Raw genomic sequence first — 15,661 nt, 5'->3', positions numbered from 1 at the left:
CCGCAATGCCTGCCTATCGAGCCCCCGCCAAAGACGCCCAGTTTATCCTGCACAATGTGCTGAAAGTGTCCGAAAGCGGCACCCCTGGATACCATGAGCTGGAGCCGGACTTCACCGGCGCCGTGCTGGAGGAGGCAGGCAAGATCGCCAGCGAAGTGCTGCACCCGCTGAACGTGGTGGGCGATCAGGAGGGCTGCCGCCTGGAAAATGGCGTGGTCTACACGCCTGCGGGGTTCAAGGAAGCCTTCGAGCAGATGAAAGAAGGCGGCTGGACCGGGCTGGACATGCCGGAGGAATTCGGCGGCCAGAACATGCCCTATGTGATGGGCACTGCGGTGGGTGAGTTCTTTTCCGCCGCGAACCAGGCCTTTACCATGTACCAAGGCCTGACCCATGGCGCGGCTTCGGCCATTCTGGCGCATGGCACGGAGGAGCAGAAGGCCGCCTATCTGCCCAACATGATCAGCTGCCGGTGGACCGGCACCATGAACCTGACCGAGCCGCATTGCGGCACCGACCTGGGCCTGATGCGCACCAAGGCGGAACCTCAGGGTGACGGCAGCTATAAGATTTCCGGACAGAAGATCTTCATCTCCTCCGGCGATCACGACATGGCTGAGAACATCGTGCACCTGGTCTTGGCCAAGATCCCCGGCGGACCGGACGGCATCAAGGGCGTGTCGCTGTTCATCGTGCCGAAGTTCCTGGTGAACGCGGATGGCACCCTGGGCGAGCGCAACGGTGTTGCCGTTGGCAAGATCGAAGAGAAGATGGGCATCCACGGCAACTCCACCTGTGTGATGAACTATGACGGCGCCACCGGTTACCTTCTGGGCGAAGAGCACAAAGGCATGCGCGCCATGTTCACCATGATGAACGAGGCGCGGCTGGGTGTCGGCATGCAAGGTCTGGCACAGGCCGAGGCCGCCTATCAGAACGCAGTTGAATACGCCAAGGACCGGCTGCAGGGCCGCGACGTGACCGGCGCCAAGAACCCGGACGGCCCGGCCGATCCGCTGATCGTGCACCCGGACATCCGCCGCTCGCTGATGGACCAAAAGAGCTTTGCCGAGGGCGCGCGCGCGTTCCTCTTGTGGGGCGCCACCCTGATCGACCAGGCGCACCGCGCCGGTGACAAGGATGCGGACGGGCTGATCTCGCTGATGACGCCGGTGATTAAGGGCTTCCTGACCGATCAGGGCTATGACATGACCGTGCTGGCACAGCAGGTCTATGGCGGCCACGGCTACATCGAGGAATGGGGCATGTCGCAATACACCCGCGACGCCCGCATCGCGATGATCTACGAGGGCGCCAACGGCGTGCAGGCACTGGATCTGGTGGGCCGCAAGCTGGGACAGCACGGCGGCAAATATGTCCTGGCTTTCTTTGACCAGGTGAAGACGTTCTGCCAGGAAAACAAAGACATTTCAGAGACTTTCGCCAAGGACTTCATCAAACCCCTGCAAGCGGCCTCCAAGGACCTGCAGGCGGCCGGCATGTTCTTTATGCAAAACGGTATGAAGGATCCGAACCACGCGCTGGCAGGGTCTTATGACTTCATGCACCTGTTCGGGCAGGTCTGCCTGGGGCTGATGTGGGCAAAGATGGGCAAGGCGGCGCAAGAAGCGCTTGACGCGGGGCCGCCTGACGCGGCGTTCTATGAGACGAAACTCGCAACCGGCCGGTACTATATGGCACGGCGGCTGCCCGCGACCAAGCTGCACCTGGCCCGCATCGAAAGCGGTGCAGATGCGGTGATGGCGCTGGACGCGGACGCCTTCTGATGCCCTTGGGCGCCCTTTCGCGGGGCGCCCTGCGCAAGCCCCAGCCGGTGCTTTGACACACAAAGGACCACAAGATGCCGAAACGTTTCCGCCTGACCCGCCGCCTGCCGATCGCAATGACGGAGGACGGCTACCGCAGGCTGAAGAGGTTCGCCCAGGAGGCGGGGCTGGATGAGGGAGAGGCGCTGTCATTCCTGTTCGAGAACTTCGACAGCGTGACGGACTACGAGAACCTGAGCCACCGGCTGCGGCTGTTCAACGCCGAGCTGGAGGCGCGAAAGCGCTAGAAAAGCGCAGCAAAGGGAGAGAAATGACCAAGACGCATTCCGCATGGATGACGGATGAGCATCAGATGCTTGGGGAGATGACGGCCCAGTTCATCAGCAATGAATGGGCGCCTAAGTTCGAGACCTGGCGCAAGCAGGGCCTGATGGACCGGGAAACCTGGACCCAGGCGGGCGCGCTTGGCCTTCTCTGCCCCTCGATCCCCGAGGAATACGGCGGTGCCGGCGGTGATTTCGGCCATGAGGCGGTGATCCTGATGGAAGGCAGCCGCGCTAATCTGGCCAGCTGGGGCAACGGCATCCACTCCGGCATCGTGGCCCATTACATTCTGGCCTATGGCACCGAGGAGCAGAAACAGCGCTGGCTGCCGAAGATGGTGACCGGCGAGCTGGTCGGCGCGCTGGCGATGACAGAGCCCTCCACCGGGTCGGACGTGCAGGCAATCAAGACCAAGGCCGCGCGCGACGGCAACGCCTACCGGCTGTCAGGGCAGAAGACCTTCATCACCAACGGGCAGCACGCCAATCTGATCCTGGTGGCGGCCAAGACCGACCCCAGCCAAGGCGCCAAAGGCGTGTCGCTGGTCGCGGTGGAGACCGATGGCGCCGAAGGCTTCAGCCGCGGCCGCAACCTCGACAAGATCGGCTGCCACGCAGCGGACACGTCGGAGCTGTTCTTCAGCGATGTGGCGGTCCCGCCGGAAAACATCCTGGGCGGCGCCGAGGGCCAGGGGTTCTACCAGATGATGCAGCAGCTTCCGCAGGAGCGGCTGATCATCGCCTGCGGCGCGGTCGGCGCAATGGAAGGCGCGGTGGAGCGCACCGTTGCCTACTGTAAGGAGCGCGAAGCCTTTGGCGGCCCGCTCACGCAGTTCCAGAACACCCGTTTCAAGTTGGCCGAATGCCTGACTAAGACCAAGGTCGCGCGCGCCTTTCTGGACGAATGCATCAGTGAGCATCTGCAGGGCAGGCTGACAGTCGAAAAGGCCGCGATGGCAAAATACTGGATTACGGACACCCAGGGCGAAGTGCTGGACGAATGCCTGCAGCTGCATGGCGGCTATGGCTACATGCAGGACTACGCGGTGGGTGAGATGTGGGCTGACGCACGGGTGCAGCGGATCTACGGCGGAACCAATGAGATCATGAAGGAGCTGATTGCGCGGTCGCTGTAGGCGCAGGGGCCGCGGCGGGATCGCGGGAGGCTGATGATGGATTTTGAGTATTTGGGGAAAGATGAAGCAAAGGCAGTGTCCCTACCCCTAGCTTTCGCCAAATGGGCAGGGACGTCTTCACCTTTCACGGCCATCGGCTCTCCAGCCTGTACCGCAAGCCCAAGGTAACAAACGGAGCGATGAGGCGGGTTAATGCCCCATCATCTTTCCAAAAATACTCCACGGGGGTGCGGGGGTGTGAAACCCCCGCTCCGCCATCCGAAACAGGGAGAAACAGATGACACTCAAACTGCATTGCTTTGGTGAAAGCGGTAACTCTTACAAAGCCGCGCTGGCACTGGAGCTGGCCGGGCTGGACTGGGAACCGGTCTTTGTCGATTTTTTCGGCGGCGCGGCCCGCACGCCGGAGTTCCGGGATTTCTCTGCCATGGCCGAAGCGCCGGTTCTTGTAGACGGGGATGTAACACTCAGCCAGTCCGGTGCGATCCAGCAGTATATCACCGACAAGACCGGCAAGTTCGGCGGCCGCCCCGAGGATAAATACGAGGTGCTGCGCTGGGTGCTGTGGGACAATCACAAGATGTCCAGCCAGGCCGGGATGACCCGGTTTCTGATCAACTTCCTGCCGGAACAGCACCGCTCGCAAGAAGTGATCAGCTTCATGCAAGGCCGCCTGAAGGCCGCCTATGCCACGCTGGAACACCATCTGGAGGGCCGCGAGTGGATTGTGGGCGATGGCCTCACCAATGCCGACATCAGCTGCTGCAGCTACCTCTATTACCCCGAACCCTTCGGCTTTGACCGCACCGACTGGCCCAATATCGACGCCTGGCTCACCCGCATCAGCGAACAGCCCGGCTGGAAACACCCCTATGATTTGATGCCCGGCAACCCGTCGGACCGGGCGTGAGGAGAGCACAATGACAGACGCATATATCTATGACGCGCTGCGCACCCCGCGCGGCAAGGGGCGCAAGGATGGCGCCTTGCATGAGGTGACCTCGGTCCGCCTGTCGGCGCTGACTCTGAACGCGATCAAGGAGCGCAACAACCTCGAAGGGCATGCGGTCGAGGATGTGATCTGGGGCAATGTCACCCAGGTGATGGAACAGGGCGGCTGTCTGGCGCGCTCGGCGGTGCTGGCGTCCGACCTGGACGAGCGCATTCCGGGCCTGGCGATCAACCGCTTCTGTGCTTCCGGCATGGAGGCGGTGAACCTGGCGGCAAACCAGGTGAAAGGCGGCGCGGGCGATGGCTATATCGCGGGCGGCGTTGAGATGATGGGCCGGGTGGCCATGGGCAGCGACGGCGCGGCGATTGCGGTGGATCCGAGCCTTGCGATGGAGACCTATTTCGTGCCGCAGGGCATTTCGGCCGATATTATCGCGACCGAATACGGTTTCACCCGCGATCAGGCAGACGCTTTGGCAATGGAGAGCCAGCGCCGGGCCGCCAAGGCCTGGGAGGAGAAGCGGTTCGGCAAATCCGTTATCACAGTCACCGATCAGAACGGCCTGCCGATCCTGGCCCACGACGAATACATGCGCCCCGGCACCGATATGCAGGCGCTGGGGTCGCTGAACCCTGCGTTCCAGATGATGGGTGAGCAGATGCCGGGCTTCGACAAAGTGGCAATGCTGAAATACCCGCATCTGGAGCGGATCAACCACATCCACCACGCGGGCAACTCGTCCGGCATCGTCGACGGTGCTGCAGCGCTGCTGATCGGCAACAAGGAGTTCGGCGAACGCCATGGCCTGAAACCGCGCGCGCGCATCAAGGCCACCGCCAAGATCGGCACCGATCCGACCATCATGCTGACCGGCCCGGTGCCGGTGACCGAGAAAATCCTGGCCGACACCGGCATGACCATTGGCGATCTGGACCTGTTTGAGGTGAATGAGGCCTTTGCATCCGTCGTGCTGCGCTTCCAGCAGGCGTTTGACGTCGATCCGGAACTGGTGAACGTCAACGGCGGCTCCATCGCCATGGGCCACCCGCTGGGCGCCACCGGTGCGATCATCATCGGCACCCTGCTGGATGAGCTGGAGCGGCAGGACAAGGAAACGGGGCTTGCCACCCTGTGCATCGCATCCGGCATGGGCGCCGCCACCATCATCGAGCGCGTCTGATGGCAAAGCTGGACCTTTCCCAACTGCCCTGGCGCTCCGGATCGGGCTATCCCGGCAAGCTGGCTGAGCCCTGCGCAGGCCGCAGCGTGCAGCCCTTGGGCGACCCTGGCGGGCTCAGCCAGTTCGGTGTCAACATCGTGCGGCTGGAACCCGGCGCGGTGTCTTCCTTGCGCCATTACCACATGGAGCAGGACGAGTTCGTGATGGTGACTGAAGGCATCTGCACCCTGATCGACGATCAGGGCGCGCATGAGATGATGCCCGGCGACTGTGCCGCCTTCCCGGCGGGCGAGGAGAACGGCCACCACCTGGTGAACCGTTCGGACAAGCCCGCGGCGTTTCTGGTGGTGGGCACACGCACCGCAACCGAGACCGGCTATTACAGCGATTTGGACATGATGGTGAAATTCGCCGGCGGCGACTTCACCTTCACCCGCAAGGACGGCAGCCCGCTGACGGCTGACCAGACTGGAGAAGACACATGAGCGATTTCAAATACGGCGTGGACGCAGACGGCGTCGCAATCATCACCTGGGACGCCGAGGGCAAGAGCATGAACGTCCTCACCCGCGAGGCCTTTAGCCTGGTGGAGGAATACGTGGACCGGGCGCTGGAAGACGAAGCGGTCAAGGGCATCGTGATCACCAGCGGCAAGAAGGACTTTGCCGGCGGCATGGATCTGAACGTGCTGGCAACGATCCGCGAGGAGTCGGGTGAGAACCCGGCCCAAGGGTTGTTCGACTTCACCATGGGCGGCCACCGCATCCTGCGCAAGCTGGAGCTGGCGGGCATGGACCCGAAGACCAAGAAGGGCGGCAAGCCGGTCGCCTGTGCCATCAACGGCACCTGCGCCGGCATCGGCACTGAGATTGCGCTGGCCTGCCATCACCGGGTGATGACCTCCAACCCCAAGGCGAAAATCGGCCTGCCCGAGATCATGATCGGCATCTTCCCCGGCGGCGGCGGCACCACGCGGTACTCCCGCATGGTGGGCGCAATGGCGGCGGCGCCTGTCCTGCTGGAAGGCAAGATGATGGACCCGAAGAAAGCCAAAGGTGCGCAACTGATCGACGCCGTGGCCGATGATGCGCTAGCGGCGGCCAGGGAGTGGGTGCTGAACGCCAAACCCTCGGACCTTGTAAAACCCTGGGACGCCAAGGGCTACAAGATGCCCGGCGGCGCGCCGTATCACCCGGCGGGTTTCATGACCTTTGTCGGCGCCTCCGCCATGGTGAACGGCAAGACCCAGGGCGCCTTCCCGGCAGCCAAGGCGCTGCTGTCCTCCATCTATGAAGGCGCGCTGGTGGACTTTGACACCGCGCTTAGGATCGAGGCGCGGCACTTCACCTCGATCCTGATGAACCCCTCTTCCTCGGCGATGATCCGCAGCCTGTTTCTGAACAAGCAGGCGCTTGAGAAAGGTGCTGTGCGGCCCAAGGATGTGCCGGACCAGCAGGTAAAGAAGATCGGCGTGCTGGGGGCTGGCATGATGGGGGCCGGCATTGCGCTGGTGTCTGCTCAGGCCGGTATGGAGGTGGTGCTGATCGACCGCGACCAGGACGCCGCCGACAAGGGCAAGGCCTACTCCGAAGCTTACATGGACAAGGGCATCAAACGCGGCAAAGCCACGCCTGAGAAGAAAGAGGCGCTGCTGGCGCAGATCACAGCCACCCCGGATCTGGACGCGCTGAAGGGCTGCGACCTGATCATCGAGGCCGTGTTCGAAGACCCCGGTGTCAAGGCCGAGATGACCCAAAAGGTCGAGGCGATCATTCCCGAAGACTGCATTTTTGCCTCCAACACGTCCACCCTGCCGATCACCGAGTTGGCCAAGGCATCGAGCCGGCCGGAGCAGTTCATCGGCATCCACTTCTTCTCGCCCGTCGAGAAGATGTTCCTGGTGGAGATCATCAAGGGCAAGGAGACCGGCGACCGCGCGGTGGCCAAGGCGCTGGACTACGTGCGCCAGATCCGCAAGACGCCGATCGTGGTCAACGATGCGCGTTTTTTCTACGCCAACCGCTGCATCATCCCCTACATCAACGAAGGGATGCGGATGATCACCGAGGGCGTCTCGCCCGTCCTGATCGACAACGCGGCGCGGCAGCTTGGCTTCCCGGTGGGGCCGGTGCAGCTGACCGATGAGACCTCGATTGACCTTGGTGCCAAGATTGCCCGTGCCACCAAGGCTGCGATGGGCGATGCCTATCCGCAAAGCCCGGCGGATGATCTGATCTTCTGGATGGAGGAACAGGGCCGTCTGGGGCGCAAGTCGAATGCAGGCTTCTTTGAGTACGACGACAAGGGCAAGCGCGTCGAATACTGGACAGGCCTGCAGGAGAAATACCCGTCGGCGGCGGAGCAGCCCGACATGATTGAAGTGCAGGAGCGGCTGATGTTTTCTCAGGTGCTGGAAGCGGTGCGCGCCCTGGAGGAAGGCGTGCTGATGGACATCCGCGAGGGCGACGTCGGCGCGATCCTGGCCTGGGGCTTTGCACCCTGGTCCGGCGGCCCGCTCAGCTGGCTGGACATCCTCGGCACGCCATACGCGGCGGAGCGCTGCGACAGCCTGACCGAAAAGTTCGGAGAGCGCTTCGCCTGCCCGCCGCTGCTGCGGGAGATGGCCGAAAAGAGCCAAAGCTTTTACACCCGCTTTGCGCCGGACCAATCTGCGGCTGCCTAACCTGCGGCTTGAATGGAAACGGTCAGCGATTTGCTGGCCGTTTTCCTATTTTCTGCAAAATGTTACCGGATGTTTCTCATGTTACATCCTGACAGAAGGGCGCTCCGCCCCCAGCACCGCGCCGTCTGCGGGCCAATACTCTTCCTCAGCCATCATCGACAAAACCAGCCCGCGCGCCTCTTCCGGCGGCAGCACCCTGTAGGCGCTCTCTTCGTTGAAGACGCGGCCGCACATCAGGTTGCGCGGGGCGGCAGAAAAGCCCAGCATCCCGGCCTCAAGATAGATCACTTGATCCTGGGCAAAGCGCGGCGTCACCAAATCCAGCTGCGCCCCTGGATGCATCCGGCGGATGCCGCGGTAGCCTTCCAGTGTGCAGGCCGGCACCACGGCAAAGGGGTCGCCCTGGGCGTCCTCCACCAGCTCGCTTTCCAGCAGCACGCCCTGATCCGGCATCAGCCAAAGCGGCACCCGGTTCATTAGCGCATCGCGCGGCACCAGCAGCGGGCAGCGGGCCGGGTCTAGCTCACCCTCGCCCGGCACGATGGTCTCGCGCTGCAGCTCCAGAACCGGCTGCATGCCATGGTCGAAGGTCAGCACCTTGTCGCCTACCGCCAGCGCCTCCACCTCGCGCCAGCCCAGGTTGGAGGCTACATGGGTGCCTGCCAGAAATCCGCCCTGGCCCACGGGGATCAGGGGAAAACCGCTGCTCATCGCCCGTCCCGACGAGACCGGCGCGCGTTTCAGGAGCCAATCCAGCATCCGCGTTCCTTTCCTGCGGCCTGGGCATTCTGCCCGCCGGCCGGGTTCCGATCCTTGCTGCAAACCGCGGCATTAAGAGCGCGCAAATACGGCAAGAAACAGTCACTGTTCATGGTCTTGCACCAATCCGCAGGTTTGGAACCTGTTTGGCCCCATACCGCCAGGCTTGGCGCTGTGTCATGTCATTGGGATACGCGCGAATCGTTAAAAGAGTATTCAAATTGCGCAATGTCATCCGCGCAGGCCCTGCCAATCGCCTCGGCCGCGGCATCATCATAATAGGACCGCCAGTCCCGCTGCCGTCCGCTTTCGTTGATCCGGGGCAACTCCAGGGAAAACCCGAGGTGATCAAACAAGGGCTGGGCATCCTCCTGAAAACGCTCCAGGCGGATATACAGCCGGCATTGCTCCGCCCCGTCCGCATGGCGCATGTATGAGGCGGCAGGGCTGCCGCGGAAGGCACCGATGATCTGCGGGTGCTTAACAAAGGCGCGGAAGTCCAGGCCTTGGGCCAGGCCGATGGCCGGATGATCGAAGCTTTGTTCGCGCAGCCAGTGGTAATAGCTGACCGCCCGGTCCCAGGGGTTGCGCACCAGGGTAAAGGCAAAGAGGCCGCGCAATGTGTCCTGCGGCACCAGCCCTTCGATATCGGCCAGGGTGGAATGCTTCCATAGCCGCCCGCGCGCCTGTGCGCCCTTCAGGCGGCGGCGGCGCTTCAGGGCCTTGGGCGTGTCGCCCAGCATCATGTCATCTGCCATGGCGCGTGCTTCCAGCGCCAGCGCCAGCGCCGTGCCGCCGGTCTTGGGAATATGGATAAAGACGTATTGGCGGCCCAGCGACAGGATCATGCTCCGACCCTAGGCAATCTGCCCGCCGAAGGAAACAGCGGCCATGGCCCCTGCCCCTTCCTTCTGCTTCTTTCTGGTTTCAAATACTCCGGGGTGAATTGGCCCCTGGGGCCAAGAGGGGCAGCGCCCCTGTCCCAGCTACCTTGAGCGCAACGCGATGGTGGAACCTGCGCCCATGATCAGCGCAATGCCCAGCATCTGCCAGCCGTCCAGCGCCTGGCCGAACACAACCCAGGCAAAGGCCGGGCCGACAATCATCACCGAATACTCGAAGACCGACACAAAAGACGCCTCGCCCAGCTGATAGGCCTTGGTGATCAGGAACACGCCGCCAACGGCTGCAAACCCCTGCAGCAGAACCAGCGGCCAAATCTCCATCAGCGTCCAGACCCAGCCGCGGGTCAGGAACCCCTCGGCGCCTTCCGGCACCGGCTGCGGCCAAAGCTCAAGCCCCGCAAGCGCCAGCCCGCCCAGCAGCGCCTGCACCAGCAAATAGGCAAACAGCATTGCCACCGTGCTTTCGCCCTGGCAAAGGCGCCCGGTGGCGATGGAGCCCAGGGCATAGAACAGCCCGCCCGCCACCGGCAGCAGGATCAGCCAGTCAAAATCCGCGGGATCCGGCTGCAGCACCAAAAGCACCCCCAGGAAGCCGGCCGCAACAGCCGCAATGCGGAACAACCCGATCTGCATCCGCAGGAACAGTACCGAGATCACCACGATCAGGATCGGCGAGGTGAACAGCCCTGCCAGCGCCTGGGCAATCGGCATCAGCGCCACGGCAGAGAAGTAGAACACCATTGAGACCGCAAGCAGCAGCGCCCGCAGGGTGACCGGCCAGATCCGCGCCGGCATCATGCCGCCCAGTCCCGCCCGCGCCATCAGCCACAACAGCGGCAGTGCGACGATAGTGCGCAGGATGTAGAATTGGCCCAGCCCGATATGCTCTGCCATGGCGGGCACCGCATTGTCGGTCATGCCGATGATGGTCATGGCCGCAACCATACATTGCGCCGCTGCGGCCTGACTGCTGCCCTGAGCGGAAAGAGTTGCTGTTTGTTTCATACTCTTCCCATTGCCCGCAACTTTCCGCAATATCTGTCCTCTAAGCGACACCAAAGTGATTCAGGGGAGGAAACTGATGGGGTGGATGGCGGATGAAACCGGTCTGGAGAAGACCGCCGCGAATTATGTGCCGCTGACGCCGCTCAGCCATCTGCAGCGGGCGGCGCAGGTGTTTCCGGACCGTCTGGCGGTCAGCTATGGCAAGCACCGCAAGAGTTACGCGGAGTATCACGAGCGCTGCACCCGCCTGGCCTCCGGCCTGGTCCAGCTGGGGGTGAAGCCCGGCGATGTGGTGGCGACCCTGCTGCCCAACATCCCGGCCCAGGCTGAGGCGCATTTCGGCGTGCCCGCCTGCGGCGCAGTGCTGAACACCATCAACACCCGCCTGGACGTGGGCACGGTTGCCTATATCTTCGGACACGGCGAGGCCAAGGCGGTGCTGGTCGATCCGCAGTTCATTGAGCTGGCGGAGGCCGCCGTGGAGGAAATGGACGGCCCCGCCCCCATCCTCATTGAAGTGGCTGATGATCAGGCGACCTGGCACGCCACCGGCCGCCACATGGAATACGAGGCGCTGCTGGCCAGCGGCGATCCGGAGTTCCAGTGGATCATGCCCGAGGATGAGTGGGAAAGCCTGGCGCTGAACTACACCTCCGGCACCACCGGGCGGCCCAAGGGCGTGGTCTATCACCACCGCGGCGCCTATCTGATGACCATGGGCACGGTGGTGTCCTGGCGGATGGTGCTGCATCCGGTCTACCTGACCATCGTGCCGCTGTTCCACTGCAACGGCTGGAACCACACCTGGATGATGCCGCTGGTGGGCGGCACTCTGGTTTGCTGCCGCGATATCACCGCACAGAACATCTACAACGCCATCCATTACGAAGGCGTCACCCATTTCGGCGGGGCGCCGATCGTGCTGAACATGATCGTCAACGCATTGGACGAGGAACGCCGCACCTTTGACCACACGGTCGAGGTCTTCACCGCCGGCGCCCCGCCCGCCCCTGCAACGCTGTCGAAGATCGAGAACCTTGGCTTCAACATCACCCATGTCTACGGCCTGACCGAGACCTTCGGCCATGTCACCGAATGCTACTGGAAAGCAGAGGACTGGGACGCGCTGGACAAGGCCGGCATTGCCGCCAAGAAATCCCGCCAGGGTGTCGCCATGCCGATGCTGGAGCCGGTGGTGGTGCGCGACAGCGAACACAATGTGCTGCCGATGGACGGCCAAGCCCAGGGCGAGATTGCCCTGCGCGGCAATGTGGTGATGAAAGGGTATCTCAAGAACCCCGAGGCCACCGCCGAGGCGTTCAAGGGCGGCTATTTCAACTCGGGCGACCTGGCAGTGCAGCACCCCGACGGCTACATCCAGATCGCCGACCGGGCCAAAGACATCATCATCTCCGGCGGCGAGAACATCTCCTCTGTCGAGGTGGAGGGCGTGCTGATGGCGCATCCGGATGTGCTGCTGGCCGCGGTTGCGGCGATGCCGGATGAGAAATGGGGCGAGGTGCCCTGCGCCTTTGTCGAACTGAAAGCCGGGGCGAAGGAAGACGCTGCGGCGCTGATCGCCTTCACCCGCGAGACTCTGGCGGGCTTCAAGGCGCCCAAGAAAGTCGTGTTCCAGGAGTTGCCCAAGACCTCCACCGGCAAGATCCAGAAGTTCGAGCTGAGGAAAATCGCCAAGAACCTGTAACTTTCCTTGGCAAAACTGCGTTCAGGGGCGGCAAAGCAAATTGCCGCCCTTGTTTTATATGCTTATTCTGGCGCCAACGATACGGATGGGGACCGGGCAGGCTGCATGACGGCATTGAAGGAATTTGAGCGGCTGGAGGCTGCGGGCCTGTGGCGCGCAGATCCTGAGGCGCAGCGGCGGGATGTGATCATCTCGCTGGGCGATGCGACGCTGACCATTTCCAGCATGAACGATCTGCCCCTGGCGCATTGGTCGCTGGCGGCGGTGGAGCGCGCCAACCCCGGGGAATTCCCGGCCCTGTTCCACCCCGATGGAGACCCCGGAGAGACGCTGGAGCTGGCCCGAGACGAGACCGCCATGCTGGAGGCCATCGCCCGGGTGCAAACGGCCATTGGCCGCTCCCGCGCGCGGCCCGGGCGGCTGCGGGCGATCGGCATTCTTGGCACATTGGCGCTGGTGCTGGCGCTGCTGGTGCTGTGGCTGCCCGGCGCCGTGACCCGCCATACCGTCAGCGTGGTGCCGGATATCAAGCGCAAGGCCATCGGCCAGGCCCTGCTGGGACGGATCGAGCGGGTTTCAGGCCCGGCCTGCGCTACGCCCGAAGCGGCGCCGATCCTGACCAAGCTGGCACAGCGCACCGGTGTGCGGCAGCTGGCCATTCTGCGGTCCGGCATTCCCGGCAGCCTGCATCTGCCTGGCGGCATCGTTTTGCTGAACCGCTCCTTCGTCGAGGATTTTGAGGACCCGGCGGTCGCTGCGGGGGCGGTGCTCGCGGAACGTGCCCGGGCTGAAGCCAGCGACCCGATGCAGGAGCTGCTGGAGGCAGGCGGCTTCCTGGCCACCTTCAAGCTGCTGACCACCGGCGATCTGGACCGCGCCGCGCTGGACGCCTATTCCGAGGCGACCCTGTCCAGTCCGCGGCCGCAGCTGGCCGACGAGGCGCTGCTGGCGGAATTTGCCCGTGCGGCGCTGCCGTCTTCCCCTTATGCCTATGCGCTGGACATCACCGGCGAGACGGTTCTGGGGCTGATCGAGGCCGATCCGATGGCGGGCCGCGAGCTGGAGCCGGTGCTGAACGACCGCGACTGGGTGCAGCTGCAAAACATCTGCGGCTGACTCTGCCCCCTTGAAAATGCCCGGCCTTGCGGTAATTTGGCTTCCAAGCGAGGACGGCCTCCCCCATTCCGGGACAGCGCTCCGGGACGGCCCGGGAATATTCACGGGGATAGGCCATGCGCACTGCCAAAGACCGGATCCGTCACGCCATATCATTTGAAATCCTTGGCCTCTTGCTGGTGACACCCGCCGGGGCCTGGCTGTTTCACATTCCAATGCAGCATTTCGGCATTGCCGCGCTGGTCTGCGCCACGCTGGCGACACTATGGAACTATGGCTACAATCTGTTGTTTGACCGCGCCATGCAGCGGCTGGCCGGAACCACGCAAAAGACCGTATTGCTGCGGGTGGTGCATGCTGTCCTGTTTGAACTGGGTCTGTTGCTGGCGCTGATGCCCTTTCTGGCGTGGTTCCTGGGCATCACGCTGCTGGAGGCGCTGGTCATGGACCTTGGCTTTGCCGGCTTCTACCTCGTTTATGCGTTTTGCTTCAACTGGGCTTATGACATCGTCTTTCCACTGCCTAGGCCCAAACCTGACACCCCGGCTGGCGCCCTCTGAGCTGCCGCTGCCCCTGTAACGCAAAAAGCCAGGGCAAGCCCTGGCTTTTTGTGTGTCTCTTTTGACCCTTACTTGCTCAGCCTGGCCCCCGCAAACCCCGCGGCCTGCGTCTTGGCCAGCGCAGCAGAGGCATCTGCAGCCTGGCGGAAGGGGCCGGCCAGCACCACCTTGTAGGCCTGGCCCTTGCGGCTGACAGTGCCGAGACGGACGGGCAGACCAGTGGCGGCCAGCTGCCGGGCGGCCGTCTTGGCCTGGGCAGGATCGGCAATGGTCGCGGCACGGACATAGCGCACTGCGGCCCGCTCTTTAGGCGCGGCAGCACCGGGTTCGGACCGGGTGGACAGGCGCAGGCCGGAAGGCTGCGCCTCTGCCGGGCTGCGGCGCACATCGCGCGGCAGCGTCACCTCGGGGCGGTCCAGCGGCAGCTGCACCAGCTTGCGCGGCACCCCATTGGTCCAGATCTGCGCCATCTGCGCATCGCCCTCTGCGGTGCGCACGCCGCGCATCGGGTTCATCCGGCCGTCAGCGCGCTCCACTGTTTCATACCCTTGCGGGGCCTGGGCAAAGGCAGTGACCACAGCGGGGCGTACGGTGCGCACTGCCCGCTGCGGGTTGAGCCGGCCATCGGTCCAGACCGGGCGGTAGCCTTCCGGCACCGTAAAACTGTTGCTGAGCCGGCGGTCCTGGTAGATATGCGTCTGCACCACGCGGGTGTTCGGCGTCAGCTGCACCGAAGACCGCGGACCGCTGACCTGGCCGCCATAGGTTACCGGGGCTTTGCGCTGCGGACCGCAACGCACGCCGGTGGAGTTTGTGTACTGGCGGCTGATATCCGACAGCCCCTGACATGCACCGTCAGCAGCGGGCTGCGCTGCCGCCGGTGCTGCTGGTGCCGGAGCCGGTTTAGGCGTCACCCGGACCACTTTTTGAGGGGCTGGCTTGGCCGCTGGAGCTGCCGCCACCGCCGCCGGGCGGGCGCTGGTGGATTGCGGCGTGCGGCGCGGCTTGGCTGTGGTGACAGCTGCCGGTGCAGCTGCAGAAGGCTTGGCTGGTGGGGCTGTGCGCTTGGCTGGTGGCGCCGAAGCGGTTTGCGCAGGCTGCTGGCTGGGCTCCAGAGTGATCAACTCCGGCGGCGGCGCAACTTGCTGCTGAGCCGTGGTGCCAGCCAGTTTTGTCGGTGCAAACCCGCAGATCTGCTTGCGTGAGCGGGTCACCCGCGGAATCCAGCTGACATTGCCGTCGATACCTGCGCGGATATAGACACAGCCGCGGCTGTCCACATACTGCTTGCCTTTGTAAGACAAGGGCGGGAATTCGGCGGGTGGACTGGTTTCACGCAGGGTTTGTGCCTGTATACCTGCTGCGCAGGTTGTCCCCGCGATGATGGCCAGTGCAATAATTCTAGTTATTTTCATTCCTGCGCCCCACAAAATATGGCAACAGGATGCCCGAATCCGGCCTGTGAGTAAAGATTCCGCGGCAACAATAAGGCAGCAACCGGGCAATTTTTGCGTCAATTGAAATAAAATTGCGCTCATACCCGGAGCAGA

The 15,661-nt window shown here is 63.5% G+C and carries 14 protein-coding genes; 10 read left to right on the top strand and 4 right to left on the bottom strand.

Going from position 1 to position 15,661, the window contains the following annotated elements; genetic code table 11:
* Window positions 1-5: 5 nt before the first annotated feature.
* The 7 genes from ACXAHG_RS17750 (at window position 6) to ACXAHG_RS17720 (ending at window position 8,061) form a co-directional block, all read left to right on the top strand.
* Window positions 6-1,787, top strand: a complete 1,782-nt coding sequence (locus ACXAHG_RS17750) for an acyl-CoA dehydrogenase C-terminal domain-containing protein (RefSeq protein WP_475059431.1) — start codon at window positions 6-8, stop codon at window positions 1,785-1,787.
* A 74-nt stretch (window positions 1,788-1,861) separates the two neighbouring features.
* Window positions 1,862-2,074, top strand: coding sequence for a hypothetical protein (locus ACXAHG_RS17745; protein ID WP_065266373.1), 213 nt, complete (start codon window positions 1,862-1,864; stop codon window positions 2,072-2,074).
* A 23-nt stretch (window positions 2,075-2,097) separates the two neighbouring features.
* Window positions 2,098-3,246 carry an acyl-CoA dehydrogenase family protein gene (locus tag ACXAHG_RS17740; RefSeq protein WP_475042662.1) on the top strand — a complete coding sequence of 383 codons (1,149 nt, stop codon included), beginning with the start codon at window positions 2,098-2,100 and terminating at the stop codon, window positions 3,244-3,246.
* A 277-nt stretch (window positions 3,247-3,523) separates the two neighbouring features.
* On the top strand, window positions 3,524-4,156 hold the full coding sequence (locus ACXAHG_RS17735; RefSeq protein ID WP_475042660.1) for a glutathione S-transferase family protein: 633 nt from the start codon (window positions 3,524-3,526) through the stop codon (window positions 4,154-4,156).
* A gap of 10 nt (window positions 4,157-4,166) precedes the next feature.
* A complete protein-coding gene (locus ACXAHG_RS17730; RefSeq protein WP_475059429.1) occupies window positions 4,167-5,378 on the top strand; it encodes an acetyl-CoA C-acetyltransferase in 1,212 nt (403 codons plus the stop codon).
* A complete protein-coding gene (locus ACXAHG_RS17725) occupies window positions 5,378-5,863 on the top strand; it encodes a cupin domain-containing protein (RefSeq protein WP_475059426.1) in 486 nt (161 codons plus the stop codon). The genes ACXAHG_RS17730 and ACXAHG_RS17725 overlap by 1 nt, the downstream gene beginning before the upstream one ends.
* Window positions 5,860-8,061, top strand: coding sequence for a 3-hydroxyacyl-CoA dehydrogenase NAD-binding domain-containing protein (locus ACXAHG_RS17720; RefSeq protein WP_475059424.1), 2,202 nt, complete (start codon window positions 5,860-5,862; stop codon window positions 8,059-8,061). Before ACXAHG_RS17725 ends, ACXAHG_RS17720 begins: the two co-directional genes overlap by 4 nt.
* 81 nt (window positions 8,062-8,142) lie before the next feature.
* Here the strand turns inward: ACXAHG_RS17720 and ACXAHG_RS17715 are convergent, their stop codons facing one another.
* The 3 genes from ACXAHG_RS17715 to ACXAHG_RS17705 all read right to left on the bottom strand — a co-directional run bounded on the left by ACXAHG_RS17715 (window position 8,143) and on the right by ACXAHG_RS17705 (window position 10,730).
* The gene (locus ACXAHG_RS17715) at window positions 8,143-8,820 is read right to left on the bottom strand and encodes a Hint domain-containing protein (RefSeq protein ID WP_475059422.1); all 678 of its coding nucleotides are present in this window, start codon (window positions 8,818-8,820) and stop codon (window positions 8,143-8,145) included.
* Window positions 8,821-9,002: 182 nt separating this feature from the next.
* Complete coding sequence (locus ACXAHG_RS17710; RefSeq protein WP_475059419.1) at window positions 9,003-9,668, bottom strand: sulfotransferase family protein; 666 nt, start codon at window positions 9,666-9,668, stop codon at window positions 9,003-9,005.
* Between the two features lie 138 nt (window positions 9,669-9,806).
* Window positions 9,807-10,730 (bottom strand): DMT family transporter, encoded by a 924-nt coding sequence (locus tag ACXAHG_RS17705; RefSeq protein ID WP_475059417.1) that lies wholly within the window; start codon window positions 10,728-10,730, stop codon window positions 9,807-9,809.
* 76 nt (window positions 10,731-10,806) lie between these two features.
* On the opposite strand from ACXAHG_RS17705, the gene ACXAHG_RS17700 reads away from it, so the two are divergent.
* The 3 genes from ACXAHG_RS17700 (at window position 10,807) to ACXAHG_RS17690 (ending at window position 14,111) form a co-directional block, all read left to right on the top strand.
* Complete coding sequence (locus tag ACXAHG_RS17700) at window positions 10,807-12,435, top strand: AMP-binding protein (protein ID WP_475059415.1); 1,629 nt, start codon at window positions 10,807-10,809, stop codon at window positions 12,433-12,435.
* Between the two features lie 105 nt (window positions 12,436-12,540).
* Complete coding sequence (locus ACXAHG_RS17695; protein WP_475042648.1) at window positions 12,541-13,551, top strand: hypothetical protein; 1,011 nt, start codon at window positions 12,541-12,543, stop codon at window positions 13,549-13,551.
* Between the two features lie 116 nt (window positions 13,552-13,667).
* Window positions 13,668-14,111 carry a PACE efflux transporter gene (locus tag ACXAHG_RS17690; RefSeq protein ID WP_475042646.1) on the top strand — a complete coding sequence of 148 codons (444 nt, stop codon included), beginning with the start codon at window positions 13,668-13,670 and terminating at the stop codon, window positions 14,109-14,111.
* Between the two features lie 68 nt (window positions 14,112-14,179).
* On the opposite strand, the gene ACXAHG_RS17685 is transcribed toward ACXAHG_RS17690, so the two are convergent.
* Entirely contained in the window at window positions 14,180-15,526 is a 1,347-nt protein-coding gene (locus ACXAHG_RS17685; protein ID WP_475059412.1) for an SPOR domain-containing protein, read from the bottom strand.
* Window positions 15,527-15,661: the final 135 nt, after the last annotated feature.

The sequence above is a fragment of the Leisingera sp. ABD4_442 genome (assembly GCF_056160905.1).
Note: the sequence above shows the minus strand (reverse complement) of the source record. Positions and strands in the feature narration are given on the sequence as shown.

What these genes read in the sequence shown, in the direction of transcription:
- ACXAHG_RS17710 (WP_475059419.1), bottom strand. Translation starts at nt 9,668, where the DNA reads ATGATCCTGTCGCTGGGCCGCCAATACGTCTTTATCCATATTCCCAAG.
- ACXAHG_RS17690 (WP_475042646.1), top strand. Translation starts at nt 13,668, where the DNA reads ATGCGCACTGCCAAAGACCGGATCCGTCACGCCATATCATTTGAAATC.
- ACXAHG_RS17750 (WP_475059431.1), top strand. Translation starts at nt 6, where the DNA reads ATGCCTGCCTATCGAGCCCCCGCCAAAGACGCCCAGTTTATCCTGCAC.
- ACXAHG_RS17735 (WP_475042660.1), top strand. Translation starts at nt 3,524, where the DNA reads ATGACACTCAAACTGCATTGCTTTGGTGAAAGCGGTAACTCTTACAAA.
- ACXAHG_RS17705 (WP_475059417.1), bottom strand. Translation starts at nt 10,730, where the DNA reads ATGAAACAAACAGCAACTCTTTCCGCTCAGGGCAGCAGTCAGGCCGCA.
- ACXAHG_RS17725 (WP_475059426.1), top strand. Translation starts at nt 5,378, where the DNA reads ATGGCAAAGCTGGACCTTTCCCAACTGCCCTGGCGCTCCGGATCGGGC.
- ACXAHG_RS17720 (WP_475059424.1), top strand. Translation starts at nt 5,860, where the DNA reads ATGAGCGATTTCAAATACGGCGTGGACGCAGACGGCGTCGCAATCATC.
- ACXAHG_RS17740 (WP_475042662.1), top strand. Translation starts at nt 2,098, where the DNA reads ATGACCAAGACGCATTCCGCATGGATGACGGATGAGCATCAGATGCTT.
- ACXAHG_RS17715 (WP_475059422.1), bottom strand. Translation starts at nt 8,820, where the DNA reads ATGCTGGATTGGCTCCTGAAACGCGCGCCGGTCTCGTCGGGACGGGCG.
- ACXAHG_RS17695 (WP_475042648.1), top strand. Translation starts at nt 12,541, where the DNA reads ATGACGGCATTGAAGGAATTTGAGCGGCTGGAGGCTGCGGGCCTGTGG.
- ACXAHG_RS17700 (WP_475059415.1), top strand. Translation starts at nt 10,807, where the DNA reads ATGGGGTGGATGGCGGATGAAACCGGTCTGGAGAAGACCGCCGCGAAT.
- ACXAHG_RS17745 (WP_065266373.1), top strand. Translation starts at nt 1,862, where the DNA reads ATGCCGAAACGTTTCCGCCTGACCCGCCGCCTGCCGATCGCAATGACG.
- ACXAHG_RS17685 (WP_475059412.1), bottom strand. Translation starts at nt 15,526, where the DNA reads ATGAAAATAACTAGAATTATTGCACTGGCCATCATCGCGGGGACAACC.
- ACXAHG_RS17730 (WP_475059429.1), top strand. Translation starts at nt 4,167, where the DNA reads ATGACAGACGCATATATCTATGACGCGCTGCGCACCCCGCGCGGCAAG.